The sequence below is a fragment of the Robertmurraya sp. FSL R5-0851 genome (genome assembly GCF_038002965.1).
GTDB lineage: Bacteria > Bacillota > Bacilli > Bacillales > Cytobacillaceae > Robertmurraya_A > Robertmurraya_A beringensis.
Window position 1 is genome coordinate 1,159,629 of the sequence record NZ_JBBOOE010000001.1, and the last position, 19,243, is coordinate 1,178,871.

The window sequence follows — 19,243 nt, forward strand, 5'->3', positions numbered from 1 at the left end:
CAAGTAAGGCTTCTTGAGACAATTCCATCATTTACTTTTACGCTCTCAATGATTAAGAGAGCATCTCAAAATATTAGGAGGAATTTATAATGAATATTCTATTATGCTGTGCGGCAGGTATGTCTACAAGTTTACTAGTAACAAAAATGGAAGCGGCTGCAAAAGAACAAGGTCTTGAGTCGAAAATTTGGGCTGTAAGTGCAGATCAAGTAAAAGCGAATATCGATCAAGCGGATGTACTTCTTCTTGGACCACAAGTTCGTTACCTTTTACCTCAAATGCAACAACTAGGAAAAGAAAAGAATATCCCAGTTGATTCTATTAACCCAATCCACTACGGAATGTGTAATGGTGCAGAAGTGTTAAAAACAGCTGTAGCACTAAAAAACTAAATATCTCTGTTTAGAGAAGGGAATGAAACGTGATGAATAAGTTTTTAGGTTTCCTTGAATCAAAGTTTATGCCTTTTGCTGGTAAATTAGCTGCACAAAGACATTTAGGTGCTTTAAAAGATGGTATTATCCTAGCAATGCCAATGATTATTATCGGTTCCGTATTCCTAATCTTAGGTTTCCTACCGATTCCTGGTTATGCTGATTTCATGGCAAGTGTGTTCGGAGATCAATGGCTAGCAAAATTAATGTATCCAACCGATGCAACGTTTAACATGATGGGTTTAATCGCAGCATTCGGTATTGCGTATCGTCTAGCTGAGCGGTATGGCATCGACGCCATTACAGCTGGGGTAATCTCACTGTGTGCGTTCTTACTAGCTACACCTTTCAATGTTCCGTTCACTCCAGATGGAGCAACTGAAGCTATTGCAGTTGGTGGAGCAATTCCTGTCGCACTAATGGGAAGTAAAGGACTTTTCGTAGCGATCTTAATCGCTTTATTCTCGACAGAAGTGTATAACCTTATTCTAAAGAAAAATATCGTTATTAAAATGCCAGATAGTGTACCACCGGCAGTAAGTAAATCGTTTGTTGCACTCGTTCCTGGTTTTATCGTTATTACTACTATCTTCGTTATTCGCTTAGTAATTGAATACTTTGGAATCAGCAGTATTCACGACGTAGTTCAATTAGTACTTGGTAAACCACTTGGATTATTAGGCGGAAGCTTAATCGGTTCCATTGTTGCCTACATGCTTATCATGATGCTTTGGTCAGCAGGTCTTCACGGAACAAACATCGTTGCAGGTGTACTAAGTCCAGTATGGTTAATGGCTACAGAAGAAAACCAAATTGCGTTCCGTGCAGGTGAAGAATTACCAAATATCTTTACATCACAATTCTTTGAAGTATTCGTCAACATCGGTGGTACTGGTGCTACATTTGGTCTAGCTATGCTTATGCTTTTCTGGGCAAAGAGCCAACAAATGAAGGCGCTTGGTAAATTATCGGCTGGTCCTGGAACATTCATGATTAACGAACCAATCATTTTTGGTACACCAATCGTAATGAACCCATTACTAATCGTACCATTCTTCTTAACACCAATCGTGTTAATCATTGTAACGTACTACTCCATGAAGTTAGGTTTAGTTGCGAAGCCAGCAGGTATCGCGATTCCTTGGACAACGCCGCCAATTATCGGTGGATACCTTGCAACTGGAGGTAAAATTTCAGGTGCGGTTATGCAGGCTGTCAACGTCGTTATCGCTTTAGCTATCTACTTCCCGTTCTTCAGAATGTGGGATAAAATGAAGCAACAAGAAGAAGGCGGAGTAAATAATTCATCAAAAGTAAGCTAATTAAACGTTTAAAAAAATAGAAGGAGTATTCTCACAAGAGTTTTTGTGAGAATGCTTTTTATACGGAGGGACTTACAATGGCAACAATGGAAGAAACAGTATTTCAGATTATTTTACATGGTGGAAATGGAAAAAGCTCTTCAATGGAAGCGATCGCAGCAGCGAAGCGAGGAGATTTCTCAGAAGCACGAGCAAAATTACAAGAAGCAGCAGATGCATTAAATGAAGCACACCATGTTCAAACGTCTTTAATTCAAGGTGAAATCAGAGGAGAAAAGGTAGAAATTTCTCTATTGATGGTTCATGCGCAAGATCACTTAATGAATGCGATCACACTAAAGGACTTAGCAACAGAATTTGTGGATCTATACGAAACGATTAAGTTAGAGAAAGTTTCTAGCTAACAATTTGGTACTGTAATTTCTAGAGAAATAAGCATAATAACAAAGAATTGGTTCTGGTGTGAGAGCATCAGAACCATCTTCATTACTTTGAAAAAAGGGATAAAACGAAGGAGAGATAGAAATGATACATAAGCAACTAAAACCGTTTCCGGAGAATTTCCTATGGGGTGCAGCTTCTGCAGCTTATCAGGTAGAAGGTGCATGGGATGAGGATGGAAAAGGACCCTCTAATTGGGATTTATTCGTTCGCATACCAGGGAAGACATTTAAGGGGACAACTGGTGATGTAGCAGTTGATCATTACCATCGATATAAAGAAGATGTGCAGTTAATGGCAGAAATGGGAATGAAGGCATATCGTTTTTCAGTGGCGTGGACAAGAATTCTTCCTCAAGGAAAAGGGGAAGTTAATGAGAAAGGTCTACAGTTTTACGATAATCTAATCAATGAGCTCGTAAAACATAATATTGAACCTGTTTTGACGCTATATCATTGGGATTTACCCCAATCGTTACAAGATGAATATGGTGGCTGGGAATCAAGAAAGATCATAGAAGATTTCACGAATTACAGTACCATTTTATTCAAGCGATTTGGTGATCGTGTTAAGTATTGGGTAAGTTTAAATGAGCAAAATATTTTTACTATGCTTGGGTATCAATGGGCCGCTCATCCACCAGGTGTAAAGGATGACAAGCTTTTTTATCAAGTAAATCACCATGCGAATTTAGCGAATGCAAGCGTGATTAAAGAGTTCCGTAAATATGTTCCAGGTGGGAAAATCGGTCCAAGTTTTGCTTATTCTCCTGCTTATGCTGCTACATCCAAACCAACCGATATACTAGCCGCTGAAAATGCCGAGGAATTTACAAGCCATTGGTGGATGGACGTTTACGCGTGGGGGAAATATCCTGAGGCAACGTGGAACTATTTAGAAAAGAACGGATTGGCTCCTCAAGTAGAAGATGGTGACTTTGAATTATTAAAAGCTGGAAAACCTGATTTTATGGGTGTAAACTATTACCAAACAACCACATACGAAGAAAACCCGCTTGATGGAGTAACAGAAGGTCATTTTAATACATCAGGGAAAAAAGGAACAACAAAAGACAGAGGAATTCCAGGTGTATTTAAAACGGTCAAGAATGACAATTTAGAAAGAACAAACTGGGATTGGAATATTGATCCGGTTGGACTTCGAATTGGACTTCGCCGCATACAAAGCAGATACGGCCTGCCAATCTTAATCAGTGAAAACGGGTTAGGGGAGTATGATAAGCTTGAAGAAAATGATGTGGTAAACGATGATTATCGTATTGACTATATTCGAACACATTTAGTAGCCATTCAGGAAGCCATTTCGGATGGTGTTGAGATGCTTGGATATTGCGTGTGGTCATTTACCGATCTTTTAAGCTGGTTGAATGGATTCCAAAAACGTTACGGATTCGTTTATGTGAATCAACATGAAGAAGGAGAACACGACCTTCGTCGAATCAAGAAGAAAAGCTTTGGATGGTACCAATCCGTGATCGAGTCAAACGGTGAGAAACTATAAGCATATTTGGAGGTTTTAATTATGGCAAAGAAAACTTTTACAGTCATTGATGAAACAGGTATTCATGCAAGACCAGCTACACTTCTTGTAAGCACAGCAAGTAAATTCAACTCAGATGTGAAACTAGCTTACAAGGAAAAAGAAGTTAACCTCAAGTCAATTATGGGTGTCATGTCTTTAGGTATTCCTAAAGGTGCATCAATTACAATTACAACTGAGGGTGCAGATGAAGAGGAAGCGTTAAAAGGTCTTACTGATGTATTAGCTAAAGAAGGACTTGCTGAATAAAATCAAATCAAGTAGCCCCATTCAATTTTTGGATGGGGTTTCTAATTGGGAGAGAAGATACATGTCCAAAAAATTGATCTTTTTTGATATTGATGGAACATTATATAATGAAGAAAAAAAACTACCACAATCGGCAAAGGAAGCTATTCAGCAGTTAAAAAATCAAGGGCATGAGGTAGCGATTGCGACAGGGAGATCTCCTTTTAATATAACCGAGATTCGTAAAGAGTTAGAAATAGATAATTATGTAAGCTTTAATGGTCAGTATGTCGTATTAAATGGACAAGTGATATACAAAAATCCAATCAACATCTCAGCTTTAGAAGAGCTTACAAATTATTCAACTAAAAATCAACACCCAATCGTATATCTTGATCACAAAGATATGAAGGGAAATGTAGAATCACATACCATGTTAGAAGAAGCTGTTGGTTCTCTAAGTGTAAGTGGGAAGGTTGGATATGATCCTCTATATCATCGAGGTCGAGAAATATTTCAATCCTTTTTAATATATAGAGATCAAGATCAAGTGGATTATAAATCAGCATTTCCTCAATTAGATTTTATCCGCTGGCATGAATATGCGGTGGATGTGTTACCTGCTGGAGGATCTAAAGCTGTAGGAATTCAAGCAGCTATGAATCATTTTGGCATTGGACCTGAGCATGTGTATGCATTTGGAGATGGACTAAATGATATTGAGATGCTTTCCTTTGTTAAGAATAGTGTAGCAATGGGAAATGCACATGAAAAGGCGAAGAGTGCTGCTAAATATGTAACAAAGCATGTAGATGAAGATGGAATTGCGTACGGATTAGAATTGGTCGGGCTGTTGAAATAAAAAAACATCGTCAGAAGGAATCTGACGATGTTTTTTTATATTAAAAAGATGGCTACAATCGTGGTAACAATAAGACCAATACAAACAGGAAGCAGGTTTCTTCGGGCTAATTCAAACGGATCGACATTGCAAATGGCAGCTGCAGGAATCAAAGCCCAAGGAACCAATGTTCCTCCCCCCACCCAAATGGCCGAAATTTGACCAAGAGCCGTTAATGTAGCAGCACCTGCACCAATTCCTTCGGCAAATAAATTGGCCACAGAACCGGCCAGTGAAATGCCTGAAAAACCTGAACCATCTAACCCAGTAATAGCTCCGACTGTTGTAAGAGTTACCGCAGCAATCTCATTGCTTAACGGAACAATACCAGCTAAGGAGACACTAAGGTCATTGACGATTCCTTGTGATGCATCCGGTAAATACTCTCCAATGATGACAGAAAAGCCAGCATCGCCAAGATAAAAGAAGGCGGCAATGGGAATAACAGGTCCAAAAACCTTAAACCCAAATTGAAATCCTTCAATTAAATAACTTGTTGTTTTTTCAAGACCTTTGTTTTTATGCCCAACGATTGTGATGAGTATAAGGATAACGATCGATGTTCCACCCACTAATGCCGTTGCGTCCCCACCCTGTAAATCGAGTAAGAACATAGCGACCACATCTAATAAAAACAAAAAAGGGATTAGGAGCGAGAAAAATCGTTTTTGTCGAAGAGATAATAAATTTTTCTCTGTATCATCATCTGAAGATTTAGATTGAATATAGGAAGTTGTGGGTAGCTTCCCGAGTTTCATATCGCGTTTTAAGAAGAAGAAAGCAGTTATTGTTGTAACCACACCCATGACGATGACAAGCGGAATACTAGCACTAATAACCTCACTAACTGGTAATCCTGCAGCATCAGCCGTTAATTTGGGTGCAGCTTGGATAATAAAATCACCAGAAAGCGCAATTCCGTGACCGAATAAGTTCATAGCCATCGCAGCACCCAAGGCAGGTAGACCGACTCGGATTGCGACAGGTAGTAGTACCGCACCAAGGAGTGCAACGGCAGGAGATGGCCAAAAAAACCAAGAAATCACCATCATCAAAATACCAATTGTCCAGTATGCGAGTGCGGGTGTACGTATGATTTTTGAAAAAGGAGAAATCATTACGTCATTAATACCGGTTGTAGTTAAACTTTTACTCATAGCTACGATAATGGAAATGACTAATATAGTGGGGAGTAGCTCCGTAATAGCAAATATAAAACTAAAAAATATATCACTAATAGAAGCGCTAAGTGAACCGGTAGCCGTAATCGCTATTAAAAATATTCCCGTAATACAAACGAGTGAGGTATCTCTTCTCATAACCATAAAGCCTATAATTAAAATGATAAAAGAAAGGTAAATCCAATGTAATGCTGTTAACTCAATACCCATCGAACAAACTCCTTTCTCCTATATAAGGGGACATGCCTTTTTAGGCTTTTGCCCTTATATGGTTGGTTGCTACAGAATATGTAAAATGGGCAAAGATGTGAGAGGGAAAACAAAATCTTTCTGTCCCTAGACGGAGAAAAAGAACACCTCGAGTTTGGTTCAAGTTTTCAAAAGTAGAGGTAAGATGAATGAAGGAGAATATGAAAAATTATCGAATTATTAAGCTATTGATTGAAAGTAGGCGGATGATTTGAGATATCAAACTATTAACCAAGTGCTTTTTGCAATAATGCTCTTACTAGTGGGTGGAGTGCTCTTACTTGTTAATATAGGTGTCATTTCCTTGGAAATAACAGAGTTATTTGTCGTTTCTTATCCATTTCTGAGGGAAAACAGGCATTGAATTTCAAGCGAGCATTGATGAGCTTGATTGTGTTTCAAAAGCAACGGAAGAGCATTTGTTTCGAATTATTCAAGAAGCACTGTCCAATATTTTAAAACATGCAGAAGCTACAAAAATAACCATTACGTTAACAGAAAAGGAATCGTATATTTATTTGTTTATTAGTGATAACGGAAAAGGCTTCGACCCTGAGGTGGTGCGCATGACATCTTATGGTATGAAAACCATGAGAGAACGATGTGAAGAGATTGGTGGCATTTTTACAATTCGCTCCAAAAAGAAGGAAGGTACATATATTGATATTAGAATACCTGTGACCGGGAGGGGGACTGTATGATTAGACTTGCTGTCGTAGATGACCATGAAGTTGTAAGAAAAGGTATTATCTCATATTTACAAACAGAACCGGATATCGAGATTGTAGGAGAAGCAAGTTGTGGAAAAGATGCAGTGACACTAGTTGCTGATAAAAAACCGGATGTTGTTTTGATGGATTTACTTATGGAAGATGGCACAGGAATTGATGCAACTAAAGCAATTCTATCCTTTAATCCTAATTGTAAAATTATTATCATAACAAGCTTTTATGATGACAAACAAGTATTTCCTGCGATTGAGGCTGGGGTATTTAGTTATATGTTAAAAACTGCAACTGCTGATGAAATCGTTCAAGCGATTAGAAAATGTGCCCGAGGAGAATCAGTGATCGAACCGAAAGTAGCCAATCGGATGATGAGTCGTTTGAGAGTGAAAGAAAAGAAGCCCCATGATGAGCTCACTGATAGAGAAATGGAAGTATTAATATGTATCGGGGATGGAAAAACGAATCAGGAAATTAGTAATGAACTATACATCGGTGTGAAGACAGTGAAAACTCATGTGAGCAATATTTTGAGTAAATTACAAGTGGCTGATCGAACTCAGGCGGCGGTATATGCCAATCGAAATGGACTAATGAAGTTAGAAAAGGGCCGGGATGGATAACATTCCCGGCTTTTTCTTATTCCTTCTCTAGGGCAAGGTGGTATTTTGTCACAAAGGAAGGTCTAGTGAAGATCGATGGTTGCTGCTGATCAATCCCCTTATCGGTTTTTCTTCTCTCATGAGCCTTTTCATAAGCCTTAGACTCCTGCCAATTTAAAAAGTCTTTTTCTTCTTTCCATGCAGTCAAAATGACGTATGTATCGTTAGAAAGGGGACGTAGCACTCGAATGGCTGCAAAACCAGGTTCTTGTTCAATGAGTCTGGCCCTATTTTTAAAGCGATACTCGAACACAGGTCTACCTTCTTCACTAACAGGAATATTGTTAAACACAAAAAATGCTCCATTTGCCAAAACCCCTGATTGATCAATCACTTCATACTTCCTTGGGGATGCGAAGACCGTATTGCCATCTGTTTCATGGATGAGAAGGGTTGTTTCATTATCCTGCATAAGCAGCATCTTTTCCTGAAGATAATTTTCCTTTAGTGCGTGCATAAATTCATAGGTTCCATTCGTCATAAAGATATTCATACTCTTTCACCCCTTTCAATGTAATAAATTAATTATAACGAGAAGAGTTACCCAATCCTAATTTCAACTTGTTATAGAATAAAACCATTTAAAAAAAAGAAGATTTTTTGACAGATGAGGCGGTTATCTATACATCTATAGTAGAAAAAGCTATATTAGAAGATGTGTATGTAAGCGCAGTATTTTTAAAATATGAGTAAAGTATATTAAAATGGGAGTTAGCTTGTTTTTTTGAAAGGGGTCAACATAATGGTTAGACAAATTAATGAAACATTTTTAAAGGCAGCAAGAGGAGAACAAACGGATTATACCCCTGTTTGGTATATGAGACAGGCAGGCAGGTCTCAACCTGAATATCGTGAAATTAAAGAAAAATATTCTTTATTTGAAATCACTCATCAGCCTGAGCTGTGTGCGTATGTAACAAGACTTCCGGTGGAGCAATACGATGTTGATGCAGCCATTTTATATAAAGATATTATGTCACCGCTACCTGCAATCGGGGTAGATGTAGAAATAAAATCAGGAATTGGGCCGGTTATTTCAAATCCTATTAGATCTTTGGCTGATGTAGAGAAATTAGGCGAGATTCACCCTGAAGAGGATGTTCCATATGTGCTGGATACGATTAAGCTTCTAACGGAGGAACAGCTTAACGTGCCCCTTATTGGATTTGCAGGAGCACCTTTTACACTAGCTAGCTATATGATCGAAGGTGGACCATCGAAAAACTATAACAAAACTAAAGCATTTATGTACTCAGAACCAAAGGCATGGTTTGCACTAATGGATAAATTGGCAGAGATGACTATTACATATGTGAAATCACAAATAAAAGCAGGCGCACGGGCCATTCAGATCTTTGATTCTTGGGTTGGTGCCCTAAATGTTCAGGACTATCGCTATTTTATAAAGCCAGTGATGAATCGGATTTTTAGTGCACTTAGAGAAGAAAACGTTCCATTAATTATGTTTGGTGTAGGTGCAAGTCATTTGGCTCTAGAATGGAATGATCTTCCACTAGATGTAGTAGGGTTAGATTGGCGTCTACAAATTGAAGAAGCTCGCCAAATAGGAGTGCATAAAACGGTTCAAGGAAACTTAGATCCGGCTATTTTATTGGCTCCATGGGAAGTAATAGAGGAGCGTGCCAAAGCGATCCTTGATCAAGGACTGGCACATCCAGGGCATATTTTTAACTTAGGACATGGTGTGTTTCCTTCCGTTAATCCTGAAACTTTAAAGCGATTAACAACTTTTGTTCATGAATATACAGCAATAAACAAACGTTAATAATTATTAATTAATAATTATTATTATATTTTAAGTATTATTACTAGCACTCTCACGGTTTTTTTGGCAAAATAAATGAATGAGTGAGAAAATTGCTGAATAATCGTGAATAAACAGGATGTGAGGGATAGTATGACAAAGAAAGTAATGGGGCTTTTAGTAATGGCCTATGGAACTCCTTACAAGGAGGAGGATATTGAACGTTATTATACGCATATTCGCCATGGCCGTAAACCGTCTCCTGAAATGCTAGAGGATTTAAAAAATCGCTATGAAGCAATTGGTGGCATCTCTCCACTAGCTAAAATCACGCAGGAACAAGGAGAGGAATTACAAGAGCATTTAAATAGAGTTCAGGATCAAGTGGAATTTAAGCTTTACTTAGGTTTAAAGCATATCGAACCGTTCATTGAAGATGCTGTGAAACAAATGCACGACGATGGCATTCAAGAAGCAGTGAGTATCGTGCTTGCGCCGCATTTTTCTACCTTTAGCGTAAAGTCATACAACGGACGAGCTCATGAGGAAGCGGAAAAGCTTGGAAATCTTAAAATTACATCAGTTGAAAGCTGGTTTGATGAGCCGAAGTTTATTCAGTATTGGTCTGAGAAAGTAAAGGCAACTTTTGATTCTATGCCAGTAGAAGAAAAGGATCATTCAGTTTTAATTGTTTCTGCGCATAGTCTACCTGAGAAAATCCTTCAATCGGGGGATCCATATCCGGAGCAGCTTCAAAAAACAGCTGATTACATTGCTGAGAGTGCCGGTGTAAAAAACTATGCAGTTGGCTGGCAAAGTGCAGGAAATACACCAGAGCCATGGCTTGGACCTGATGTTCAGGATCTCACAAGAGAGTTGTATGAAAAGAATGGTTATAAAGCATTCATATACACACCAGTTGGCTTTGTCGCTGACCATTTAGAGGTTCTCTATGATAATGATTATGAGTGTAAGATTATTACGGAGGAATTAGGTGTGTCGTATTACCGACCAGAAATGCCGAATTCACAACCATTATTTATTGATGCGATGGCAACAGTTATACTGGACAAGTTAAATATGAGATAAAGTAAACAACTTTTAGAAAAGAAGGCGATTAACCGTGTTGCAAGAAAAAAAGAAGGTTGTCATCATTGGGGGAGGCATAACAGGTATAACAGCTGCTTACTACTTACAAAAGGAAGCTCGTGAAAAGGGCTTACCGATTGACGTATGCCTTGTTGAAGCATCGCATCGTCTAGGTGGAAAAATACAGACTATGGTTCGTGACGGTTTTGTCATTGAAAGAGGTCCAGATTCCTACCTAGAAAGAAAGCAAAGTGCGACACGTCTTGTAAAGGAAGCAGGAATGGAGTCAAAGCTTGTGAACAATACAGCTGGGAAATCGTATGTATTGGTTCAAGAAAGGCTGCATCCAATGCCAGGTGGTTCTGTTATGGGTATCCCAACACAACTGGCCCCATTTGTTACGACTGGACTATTTTCTATTCAAGGAAAGTTAAGAGCCGCTGCTGATTTTGTTTTACCAAAGTCAAATCCAGTTGAGGATCAATCTTTAGGTACCTTCTTTAGAAGAAGACTAGGAGATGAAGTGGTTGAAAACTTAATTGAGCCACTTCTTTCGGGTATCTACGCAGGGGATATTGACCAAATGAGCCTAATGGCAACCTTTCCCCAGTTTTATCAGGTAGAACAAAAATATGGCAGTCTAGTTCTTGGAATGAAAAAATCAACACCCCAAGCTCCAAAAAAATCGCCTGAAACAAAGAGTAAAGGTATTTTCTTAACACTTACTTCCGGGTTGCAGTCTTTAGTGGACGGAATTGAAGCAAAACTTGAGACTGGATCGGTGTTGAAGGGAATCCGTGTGGATCGAATAAAAAAGATGGACAAAGGATACAAGCTTGAGTTAAACAATGGAGAAAAACTTACAGCAGATGCTATTGTCTCTGCTGTCCCACATCATGTGACACATGCGATGTTTCAGCAGTACGATTTCTTCGATCCTTTTGAACATATGCCATCTACTTCAGTGGCGACGGTTGCATTGGCTTTTCCAAAAGAAGCGGTAGAAAAGGATATCAATGGGACCGGGTTTGTCGTGTCTCGAAATAGCGATTATTCGATAACTGCCTGTACGTGGACACATAAAAAATGGCCGCATTCATGCCCTGAAGGTAGTGTTCTGCTTCGTTGTTATGTGGGCCGTCCTGGTGATGAGGCGATTGTAGATTTATCTGATGATGAACTAAGTAGAATTGTTCTGGAAGATTTGAATAAGACTATGAATATTACGATGGATCCTAATTTTGTTGTTGTTTCAAGGTGGAAGGACTCCATGCCACAATACACTGTTGGACATAAACAAAGAATTCAAACGGTCAATGAGCACGTTGCTCAAGAATTGCCGGGTGTATTTTTAGCAGGAGCTTCTTTTGAAGGCTTAGGAATCCCTGATTGTATTGATCAAGGTGAGGCAGCAGTAAAAAAGGTATTACAATTTCTTCAATAAATTTTTTAAGGGACTCTTTACTAAGAGTCTCTTTTTCACTATTGACACAAACAATATAAGGTGATAGATTACTGATTATACAAAATGACCGTTTTGTTCATTTGGTCAATTATTGAGGTGAAGATATGGGGATTGATCGAAAAAAGCTCATTGTTGAGGCTGCGACAAAGTCTTTTTCACAGTTTGGTTATAAAGCTACCACCATAGACCAAGTTGCCAAAATTGCAAATGTTGGTAAAGGAACCATCTATACCTTTTTTAAAAATAAGGAAGAATTGTTTGATGAGATTATTTCTAGCTTAATAAAGGAGCTAAAAATAACAGCAGATGAGGCATTTTTAGGCGATTTGCCTTTCCATGAAAAGCTGCATCAGGCACTGTATCAAATCCTCGAATTTCGGATGAGCCACCAGCTTTCCATTAAGCTTTTTCAGGAAGCAAGAGAAATTGGTACACCTGCTGTAGTAGATGTGATTAATCGAATGGAAAATAATATATTGCGAAATATTGAAGAACGAGTAGCCAAAGCCATTGAAACTGGAAGCATACAATCCTGTGACCCAAAGTTAACGGCGTTTGTTATGCTGAAACTGTATATTGCTTTAATATTCGATTGGGAAAAAAATAATCCACCACTTGAAAAAGACGAGATAGCCAAGCTATTCGAACAATATATATTTAAGGGTTTAGCCAAATAAGCCCTTCTTTTTTGTTATAAAATGACCAAATGAACATTTCAGTCAATTTGAATATAAAGGGGAGAATAACAATTGAAAAATAATCTTCTAAAAGAAGAAATCGCAGCGGTGTTTCGAAATCGGAAACTATTGATTCCACTGATCGCCGTACTTTTTATACCTATCTTATATAGTGGGATGTTTTTATGGGCATTTTGGGATCCGTATGATCACCTAAAGGATCTTCCAGTAGCGATTGTAAATGAAGATGATGGTGCAACTTATGAAGGAAAAGAACTTCATCTAGGTGATGACTTAGTCGCCAAGTTAAAAGAAAGTCAAGATTTTCATTTTGAATTTGTGGATCGTACTGTGGCAAACGATGACCTAGAAAACCAAAAATATTATATGATCGTCGAGATACCAGATAATTTTTCTGAAAATGCGACGACACTTTTAGATGAAAATCCAGAAAAGCTAGCACTTAACTTTATACCAAATGAAGGCTATAACTTTTTAGCTGCACAAATTGGTGGCACAGCTATTGAAAAGATTAAAGCTTCTCTTTCTGCAAAAGTAACAGAAACGTATGCAGAAAGTATGTTTGACAAAGTAGAAGAACTTGCGGATGGAATGACAAAAGCAAGTGATGGTGCGAATGATTTAAGCACTGGAACAGCTGATCTTTTGGCAGGAACTTCAAACTTTCATGAAAAGCTGACCCAATTTTCAAATGGGACAGAAAAGTTTTCAGAAGGAATGGCAAGTGCTACAAACGGGACAATTGCCCTCAATAGAGGTGCGTCCGATTTATCAGCAGGTTTAGGACAATTAAGAAGTGGTCAAAACGAGCTTGTTACAGCCTCAAAGACAATTCAATCAGGATTAGGCAGTTTGCATCAAGGAATGACGGATGTAAACACAGGGATAGAAACGGTGAATGGTAAAGTTCCGGCGTTAATCAGTGGAACAAGTGAGTTAATGGAAGGGGTGGCAACACTTGAAACCTCACTTGCTGAATGGCAAAAGGGTGCTGAGGCGGTTAATGGTGGCGTAAAGGCGCTCACTCAATCCTTACAAGCGGTGATTGCACAAATGCCTGAAGGACCGGAGAGAGCAGTACTTGAACAAACACTTGCCTCTTTAGATTCCAACACTCAAATTCTAGCAGAAAAATCGGCTCTTTTGTCCGCAGGTGCAAGCAATCTTGAAAACGGCATGGAATCTTTACTAGCCGGACAAAAAGAGCTTCAAGGTGGATTAAATCAGTTAGAAGAAGGTACGAATGCTTTAGTAGCAGGATCTTCAGAACTTTCTGCGGGCCAAACAACGTTTGAGTCTGGCATGGAATTGTTTCAACAAAAGCTTACTCTAGCATCAAATGGTGCCAAAAAAATTAGCGAGGGTACAAATGTGTTAGTGTCCGGGGTTACAGAGCTATCGGACGCATCTAAAACCATTGCGTCAAGTGCCAGTCTGTTAGAAGAAGGTAGCAATAAAATTGTCGATGGAAATAATAAGCTATTAGACGGGAGCAATGAACTATCAACAAAGTTAGCTGAGGGGGCAGACAAGGCGTCTAGCGTTGAGGCGACGGATAAAACATTTGATATGATGGCACAGCCAGTCGAAGTGAAGGAAAAAAAAGTGAATGAGGTATCAAACTACGGTACAGGGTTTGCTCCATACTTCCTGTCCTTAGGATTGTTCGTAGGTGCTTTACTATTATCCATTGTGTTTCCTTTAAAAGAGCCAGCATCTATTCCTAAGAGTGGAATGAACTGGTTCATCAGCAAATTTTCTATTATTGGTGTAGTTGGGGTATTACAGGGGATTGTAGCAGCGACCGTGTTACTACTAGGTCTGGGTTTACAGGTGGAAAGTACATTTTACTTCTATCTCTTTACGATCATTACTAGTATCACGTTTGTGGCATTAATTCAATTATTGGTCACAACGCTTGGAGATCCAGGTCGTTTTGTCGCCATTATCGTTCTTATTTTGCAATTAACAACAAGTGCAGGAACTTTTCCATTAGAGCTTATACCAAGCGCATTACAGCCGTTTAATTCATTATTGCCAATGACCTATTCGGTTCAAGGATTTAAAGCGGTTATTTCAAGTGGAGATTATTCATTCATGTGGCATAACGCATATATCCTATTATCGTTCGCTGTTGTTTGTGCGGTGGGGACCATTCTTTATTTTTCAAAAATGCATAAGAATCAATTTCGTGTCATGGCAGAATAAAAAATAGCCCCAGTCAGCTGACTGGGGCCTTTATTGTAAACTATGAATCTATATGTTTGTTACATCCATGCAATGCTCGCACTTATTGCCATAGCATTCATGTTGTTCATCAATTTTATTCCCACATTGTACACATTCCTTCGGTGGTAAGTTTCTGAAAAATTCAACAATGCTCTCAAACATATAAGTTCCCCCTATTATGGTGTTCGAAACAGATTAATTATTAATTAAATTGTATTATAACAGTTTAGATGTGTCAATCGTTGTTTTACCTATTTTTCATAAATAAATAAAAAAGCTATAATAAACGATAGATATAATAAAAGCGGAGGGATTCGTTCAATGAAGCTCACAACAATAGGTTTTTGGGGTGGTTATCCTAAAGCAAATGAAGCAAGCACAGGATATGTGTTAGAACATAACGGTTTTAAATTATTGATTGATTGTGGAAGTGCGGTTTTGTCCAAGTTACAAAATTATTATCAGCCTGAAGAATTGGATGCAGTGGTTTTATCTCATTATCATGCCGACCATATTGCTGATATTGGTGCCTTGCAGCATGCTCGATTGATTCAAGGGTTTTTAGGGAGTCAGATGAATACATTACCGATTTATGCACATGATGGTGATGCCCATGAATTTTCTAAGTTAACGTACAAAACGATCACAAAAGGGATTGCTTATGATCCGAATGCTGAATTGAAAGTAGGTCCATTCACTATTCAATTTTTATTAACCAAGCATCCGGTTCCTTGTTATGCGATGAGATTTGAGGTTGATGGAAAAGCTTTAGTTTACACAGCAGATACTTCGTTCATTGAGGATTTTGTTTCTTTTAGTGAAGGAGCCGACGTTCTTTTGTGCGAATGTAACTTCTATGCTAATCAGGACGGCAGTGGAGCCGGACATATGAACAGCTTTGATGCTGGAAAGCTTGCGGCTAGAGCAAATGTTAAGCAGCTTGTGTTGACGCATCTTCCTCACTATGGAGAACTACAGCAGTTAGTGGACGAAGCAAAGCAACATTATAATGGTCCAACAGGCTTGGCCTACACTGGACAAGTGATTGAAATTTAAGGAGAGAGAAGCATGATATTTATTGATAATAAAGGGATTACCGATCCAAGAATAAATTTAGCAATTGAAGAATATTGCCTGAAAAATTTAAACATAGATGAAACATATCTACTTTTCTACATAAATGAACCTTCTATTATCATTGGTAAAAATCAAAATACGATTGAAGAAATAAATACGGACTATGTAGAGGAAAACGAGATTCATGTAGTTCGTAGGCTTTCAGGTGGTGGAGCGGTTTACCATGACTTAGGAAATTTAAATTTTAGCTTTATTACTAAGGACGATGGAGAAAGCTTTCATAATTTTAAAAAGTTTACGGACCCGGTCGTTGAAGCTTTGCGTGAGCTAGGGGTACAGGCAGAATTAAGTGGCAGAAACGATATTTTGGTTGAGGGTAGGAAAATTTCTGGGAATGCACAGTTTTCCACTAAGGGACGAATGTTTAGTCATGGAACGCTTATGTTTGATTCAGAAATTGACCATGTTGTTTCAGCATTAAAGGTTCGTAAGGATAAAATTGAGTCCAAAGGAATCAAATCGATTCGAAGCAGAGTCGCCAATATTTCGGAGTTCTTAACAGAAAAGGTTACTATTGAAGAGTTTCGTTCCCTGCTACTTGAGAAAATCTTTGGTGGTACAGAGAATGTTAATGAGTACGTGTTAACAGAGGAAGATTGGAAGAATATTCACGAGCTTTCCAAAGAACGCTATCAAAAATGGGATTGGAATTACGGGAAGTCCCCTAAGTTTAACCTCCAGCATTCGCACCGTTTCCCGGTGGGTCATATTGATGTGCGATTGGAAGTGAATAAAGGGGTTGTTGAAAGCTGCAAAATTTATGGTGATTTCTTTGGAGTTGGAGATGTCGCCGATATAGAAGAAAAACTAACGGGAATTCGTTACGATAAAGCTGTGATACAATTAGCGTTGGACGATGTAAATATTAAACATTATTTTGGTAACGTGACAAAAGAAGATTTTTTACAACTAATATATTAACTTGTTGGGGGATTAAGGATGGCAATTTTAGTAACAGGTGGAGCCGGCTATATTGGTAGCCACACAGTGGTAGAGCTTTTGAATCATGGAGAAGAAGTCGTGGTTGTAGACAATTTACAAACCGGTCATCTCCCAGCGGCAAAGGGAGCATCTTTCTATCAAGTAGACCTACGCAATTCGGAAGCATTAAGGGAAGTGTTTTCAAAGCATTCGATTGAAGCGGTGATTCATTTTGCGGCGAGTTCTCTTGTAGGAGAAAGTGTAGAGAAGCCGCTCATGTATTACGAAAATAATCTTATTTCTTCACACTCATTGGTCTCTGTTATGGTGGAGCATAATGTGAAGAAAATTGTGTTTTCATCAACAGCAGCAACCTACGGAGAGCCCAAAGAGGTTCCGATTTCAGAGGAGTCAGAAACATCTCCAACGAATCCATATGGAGAAACAAAGCTTGCTATGGAAAAAATGTTCCGTTGGTGTGACGGTGCTTACGGCTTAAAGTCGATTTCCCTGCGCTATTTTAATGCTGCTGGCGCCCACCCGGACGGAATAATTGGTGAGGACCACACACCTGAAACTCATTTAATTCCAATTATTTTGCAGGTAGCCTTGGGACAGAGAGAGCATATTGGTATCTATGGGGATGATTATCCGACTGAGGACGGAACATGTATCCGCGATTATATTCATGTTATGGACCTTGCTAACGCTCACTGGTTAGCTTTAGAATATTTGCGTAAAAATGAAGTAAGTGATGTGTTCAACCTTGGAAATGGCCGAGGTTTTTCGGTAAAAGAGGTAATTGAAACAGCAAGAACAGTTACAAAGCATGACATTCCAGCTGTAGTTAGTCCACGTCGAGCGGGCGATCCAGCTGTATTAATTGCATCATCTGAAAAAGCTCAGCAAACATTAGGCTGGAAGCCAAAGTATAATCAGTTAGAAACCATTATTGAAACCGCATGGAATTGGCATCAGAACAATCCTGGTGGCTATGAAAAATAGGATGTAGGTGGGGCTCCATGGGATGGAGCCCCTTTTGGTGTTATTGTAGGATGCGGTTTTGCTGATTGCTCTGCATTCATTGCATATTTGGCATTCCTTGTGTAGTACCTTGGATACCTTGGGAACCACCTGATGTAGCGAACGAATTAAGCAACTGTTGTGTGTCTTCTTCTTTGAGTTGAGGAACTTGATAAAATTCCTTTTTGTTTTGATATAAGAAAATTTCGTACGCCATTTCCAAATAGTTAGGGATACTATCCTGAAGCACACGACGAACAATCGGATTCGTTGCTTCACCAGCAGCCATCGTCATCGTTTGAGCAGATGACTTCATGCAGCCAAGCATGAGCGAAGATAAACACTTATCGTCAATTTCAGCTGCAGACTGCTTCGGTTTAGTCGGTTGGGAGGATTTCATACCATAAACAACATCATTGGATTGCTTCATCATATAGCTAGAAGTTGGGTGACTTGGGTCTTGCCCAGTTTTAAAACACTCGACCAACACATTATATTGATCCGTAATAAATTGACGTTGGCGAACGACAATATCCTTTAACTCAGGATCCTTAATCTGTTGTTCGAACATTAAATACTGGTCAATCGTACCAAGAGTACCCGAAATCACCTCATGCACATCAAGAATCTCATGCGCCCCGTGATTCACGGTTCTCGCCATATTCGGTGAAGCCATCATATTATTTGTAGAAGCCGTTTGCATGTTGTTTTGCTGTTGTTGTGTTATCATCCGCCTCAACCCCCACATTTGGATTTGTACAGCTAAATACCGTACGTGTCTATTATGGTGAAAGATGCGGGAGAGCATACGAGGTGAAAATTTGGGAAAAATGGTAGTTAGGTTCCCAGGAGTCGGGAAAAAAGAGTGTAGCGGTAACCAAAGTGTGGGTTAGGTTCCCGTGAGTCCAAAAAAAAGCGCGTGGCGGTAACCAAAGTGTGGGGTAGGTTCCCGTGAGTCCGAAAAAAAGCGCGTGGCGGTAACCAAAGTGTGGGTTAGGTTCCCATGAGTCCGAAAAAAAGCGCGTGGCGGTAACCAAAGTGTGGATTAGGTTCCCGTGAGTCCGAAAAAAAGCGTGTGGCGGTAACCAAAGTGTGGGTTAGGTTCCCGTGAGTCCGAAAAAAAGCGTGTGGCGGTAACCAAAGTGTGAGTTAGGTTCCCATGTGCACAGTAAAAGGCTCTGAGCGGTAATCAAAGGTGTCATATTTTCACAAT

At 39.1% G+C, this 19,243-nt stretch carries 20 protein-coding genes; 16 read left to right on the forward strand and 4 right to left on the reverse strand.

Annotation, left to right across the window (positions count from 1 at the left end; all coding sequences use genetic code 11):
* Window positions 1-89: 89 nt before the first annotated feature.
* The 6 genes from MKX65_RS06010 (at window position 90) to MKX65_RS06035 (ending at window position 4,847) form a co-directional block, all read left to right on the forward strand.
* Window positions 90-392 carry a PTS sugar transporter subunit IIB gene (locus MKX65_RS06010; RefSeq protein WP_160548206.1) on the forward strand — a complete coding sequence of 101 codons (303 nt, stop codon included), beginning with the start codon at window positions 90-92 and terminating at the stop codon, window positions 390-392.
* 32 nt (window positions 393-424) lie between these two features.
* Complete coding sequence (gene celB, locus MKX65_RS06015; protein ID WP_340906168.1) at window positions 425-1,756, forward strand: PTS cellobiose transporter subunit IIC; 1,332 nt, start codon at window positions 425-427, stop codon at window positions 1,754-1,756.
* 77 nt (window positions 1,757-1,833) lie between these two features.
* Window positions 1,834-2,160, forward strand: coding sequence for a PTS lactose/cellobiose transporter subunit IIA (locus MKX65_RS06020; RefSeq protein WP_340902803.1), 327 nt, complete (start codon window positions 1,834-1,836; stop codon window positions 2,158-2,160).
* 121 nt (window positions 2,161-2,281) lie between these two features.
* Window positions 2,282-3,718 (forward strand): glycoside hydrolase family 1 protein, encoded by a 1,437-nt coding sequence (locus MKX65_RS06025; protein WP_340902805.1) that lies wholly within the window; start codon window positions 2,282-2,284, stop codon window positions 3,716-3,718.
* Between the two features lie 21 nt (window positions 3,719-3,739).
* Window positions 3,740-4,006 carry a phosphocarrier protein HPr gene (locus MKX65_RS06030; protein WP_119707141.1) on the forward strand — a complete coding sequence of 89 codons (267 nt, stop codon included), beginning with the start codon at window positions 3,740-3,742 and terminating at the stop codon, window positions 4,004-4,006.
* A gap of 61 nt (window positions 4,007-4,067) precedes the next feature.
* Window positions 4,068-4,847, forward strand: coding sequence for a Cof-type HAD-IIB family hydrolase (locus MKX65_RS06035; RefSeq protein ID WP_160549169.1), 780 nt, complete (start codon window positions 4,068-4,070; stop codon window positions 4,845-4,847).
* Between the two features lie 35 nt (window positions 4,848-4,882).
* Here the strand turns inward: MKX65_RS06035 and MKX65_RS06040 are convergent, their stop codons facing one another.
* Window positions 4,883-6,277 carry a hypothetical protein gene (locus tag MKX65_RS06040; protein WP_340902808.1) on the reverse strand — a complete coding sequence of 465 codons (1,395 nt, stop codon included), beginning with the start codon at window positions 6,275-6,277 and terminating at the stop codon, window positions 4,883-4,885.
* Window positions 6,278-6,735: 458 nt separating this feature from the next.
* Here MKX65_RS06040 and MKX65_RS06045 point away from each other — a divergent pair, with 458 nt between their 5' ends.
* Complete coding sequence (locus MKX65_RS06045; protein ID WP_160549171.1) at window positions 6,736-7,017, forward strand: ATP-binding protein; 282 nt, start codon at window positions 6,736-6,738, stop codon at window positions 7,015-7,017.
* The gene (locus tag MKX65_RS06050; RefSeq protein ID WP_340902809.1) at window positions 7,014-7,664 is read left to right on the forward strand and encodes a response regulator transcription factor; all 651 of its coding nucleotides are present in this window, start codon (window positions 7,014-7,016) and stop codon (window positions 7,662-7,664) included. Before MKX65_RS06045 ends, MKX65_RS06050 begins: the two co-directional genes overlap by 4 nt.
* A 16-nt stretch (window positions 7,665-7,680) precedes the next feature.
* On the opposite strand, the gene MKX65_RS06055 is transcribed toward MKX65_RS06050, so the two are convergent.
* Window positions 7,681-8,196: an antibiotic biosynthesis monooxygenase gene (locus MKX65_RS06055; protein WP_160549173.1), complete on the reverse strand. Its 516-nt coding sequence runs from the start codon at window positions 8,194-8,196 to the stop codon at window positions 7,681-7,683.
* A gap of 249 nt (window positions 8,197-8,445) precedes the next feature.
* Between MKX65_RS06055 and hemE the strand changes: the two genes are divergently transcribed.
* The 5 genes from hemE to MKX65_RS06080 all read left to right on the forward strand — a co-directional run bounded on the left by hemE (window position 8,446) and on the right by MKX65_RS06080 (window position 14,928).
* On the forward strand, window positions 8,446-9,489 hold the full coding sequence (hemE, locus tag MKX65_RS06060; protein WP_160549174.1) for a uroporphyrinogen decarboxylase: 1,044 nt from the start codon (window positions 8,446-8,448) through the stop codon (window positions 9,487-9,489).
* Window positions 9,490-9,621: 132 nt separating this feature from the next.
* Window positions 9,622-10,557: a ferrochelatase gene (gene hemH / locus MKX65_RS06065; protein ID WP_160549175.1), complete on the forward strand. Its 936-nt coding sequence runs from the start codon at window positions 9,622-9,624 to the stop codon at window positions 10,555-10,557.
* 34 nt (window positions 10,558-10,591) lie between these two features.
* Complete coding sequence (gene hemY / locus MKX65_RS06070; protein WP_340902810.1) at window positions 10,592-12,001, forward strand: protoporphyrinogen oxidase; 1,410 nt, start codon at window positions 10,592-10,594, stop codon at window positions 11,999-12,001.
* 125 nt (window positions 12,002-12,126) lie between these two features.
* A complete protein-coding gene (locus MKX65_RS06075; protein ID WP_160549176.1) occupies window positions 12,127-12,699 on the forward strand; it encodes a TetR family transcriptional regulator in 573 nt (190 codons plus the stop codon).
* A gap of 72 nt (window positions 12,700-12,771) precedes the next feature.
* The gene (locus tag MKX65_RS06080; RefSeq protein WP_340902811.1) at window positions 12,772-14,928 is read left to right on the forward strand and encodes a YhgE/Pip domain-containing protein; all 2,157 of its coding nucleotides are present in this window, start codon (window positions 12,772-12,774) and stop codon (window positions 14,926-14,928) included.
* A gap of 48 nt (window positions 14,929-14,976) precedes the next feature.
* On the opposite strand, the gene yhfH is transcribed toward MKX65_RS06080, so the two are convergent.
* The gene (gene yhfH, locus MKX65_RS06085; RefSeq protein ID WP_160549178.1) at window positions 14,977-15,111 is read right to left on the reverse strand and encodes a protein YhfH; all 135 of its coding nucleotides are present in this window, start codon (window positions 15,109-15,111) and stop codon (window positions 14,977-14,979) included.
* Window positions 15,112-15,270: 159 nt separating this feature from the next.
* Here yhfH and MKX65_RS06090 point away from each other — a divergent pair, with 159 nt between their 5' ends.
* From MKX65_RS06090 to galE, 3 genes are read left to right on the forward strand one after another with little or no spacing between them, the layout of a single operon-like run.
* The gene (locus MKX65_RS06090; RefSeq protein WP_160549179.1) at window positions 15,271-16,005 is read left to right on the forward strand and encodes an MBL fold metallo-hydrolase; all 735 of its coding nucleotides are present in this window, start codon (window positions 15,271-15,273) and stop codon (window positions 16,003-16,005) included.
* Window positions 16,006-16,017: 12 nt separating this feature from the next.
* Window positions 16,018-17,007: a lipoate--protein ligase gene (locus MKX65_RS06095; RefSeq protein ID WP_160549180.1), complete on the forward strand. Its 990-nt coding sequence runs from the start codon at window positions 16,018-16,020 to the stop codon at window positions 17,005-17,007.
* Between the two features lie 18 nt (window positions 17,008-17,025).
* Window positions 17,026-18,012, forward strand: coding sequence for a UDP-glucose 4-epimerase GalE (gene galE, locus MKX65_RS06100; protein ID WP_160549181.1), 987 nt, complete (start codon window positions 17,026-17,028; stop codon window positions 18,010-18,012).
* 76 nt (window positions 18,013-18,088) lie between these two features.
* Here galE and MKX65_RS06105 read toward each other — a convergent pair whose 3' ends face one another.
* The gene (locus MKX65_RS06105; protein ID WP_340902812.1) at window positions 18,089-18,760 is read right to left on the reverse strand and encodes a spore coat protein; all 672 of its coding nucleotides are present in this window, start codon (window positions 18,758-18,760) and stop codon (window positions 18,089-18,091) included.
* Window positions 18,761-19,243: the final 483 nt, after the last annotated feature.

Excerpts from the sequence above, each read along its gene's own strand:
- MKX65_RS06010 (WP_160548206.1), top strand. The coding sequence starts at position 90 with ATGAATATTCTATTATGCTGTGCGGCAGGTATGTCTACAAGTTTACTA.
- celB (WP_340906168.1), top strand. The coding sequence starts at position 425 with ATGAATAAGTTTTTAGGTTTCCTTGAATCAAAGTTTATGCCTTTTGCT.
- MKX65_RS06020 (WP_340902803.1), top strand. The coding sequence starts at position 1,834 with ATGGCAACAATGGAAGAAACAGTATTTCAGATTATTTTACATGGTGGA.
- MKX65_RS06025 (WP_340902805.1), top strand. The coding sequence starts at position 2,282 with ATGATACATAAGCAACTAAAACCGTTTCCGGAGAATTTCCTATGGGGT.
- MKX65_RS06030 (WP_119707141.1), top strand. The coding sequence starts at position 3,740 with ATGGCAAAGAAAACTTTTACAGTCATTGATGAAACAGGTATTCATGCA.
- MKX65_RS06035 (WP_160549169.1), top strand. The coding sequence starts at position 4,068 with ATGTCCAAAAAATTGATCTTTTTTGATATTGATGGAACATTATATAAT.
- MKX65_RS06040 (WP_340902808.1), bottom strand. The coding sequence starts at position 6,277 with ATGGGTATTGAGTTAACAGCATTACATTGGATTTACCTTTCTTTTATC.
- MKX65_RS06050 (WP_340902809.1), top strand. The coding sequence starts at position 7,014 with ATGATTAGACTTGCTGTCGTAGATGACCATGAAGTTGTAAGAAAAGGT.
- MKX65_RS06055 (WP_160549173.1), bottom strand. The coding sequence starts at position 8,196 with ATGAATATCTTTATGACGAATGGAACCTATGAATTTATGCACGCACTA.
- hemE (WP_160549174.1), top strand. The coding sequence starts at position 8,446 with ATGGTTAGACAAATTAATGAAACATTTTTAAAGGCAGCAAGAGGAGAA.
- hemH (WP_160549175.1), top strand. The coding sequence starts at position 9,622 with ATGACAAAGAAAGTAATGGGGCTTTTAGTAATGGCCTATGGAACTCCT.
- MKX65_RS06075 (WP_160549176.1), top strand. The coding sequence starts at position 12,127 with ATGGGGATTGATCGAAAAAAGCTCATTGTTGAGGCTGCGACAAAGTCT.
- yhfH (WP_160549178.1), bottom strand. The coding sequence starts at position 15,111 with ATGTTTGAGAGCATTGTTGAATTTTTCAGAAACTTACCACCGAAGGAA.
- MKX65_RS06090 (WP_160549179.1), top strand. The coding sequence starts at position 15,271 with ATGAAGCTCACAACAATAGGTTTTTGGGGTGGTTATCCTAAAGCAAAT.
- MKX65_RS06095 (WP_160549180.1), top strand. The coding sequence starts at position 16,018 with ATGATATTTATTGATAATAAAGGGATTACCGATCCAAGAATAAATTTA.
- galE (WP_160549181.1), top strand. The coding sequence starts at position 17,026 with ATGGCAATTTTAGTAACAGGTGGAGCCGGCTATATTGGTAGCCACACA.
- MKX65_RS06105 (WP_340902812.1), bottom strand. The coding sequence starts at position 18,760 with ATGATAACACAACAACAGCAAAACAACATGCAAACGGCTTCTACAAAT.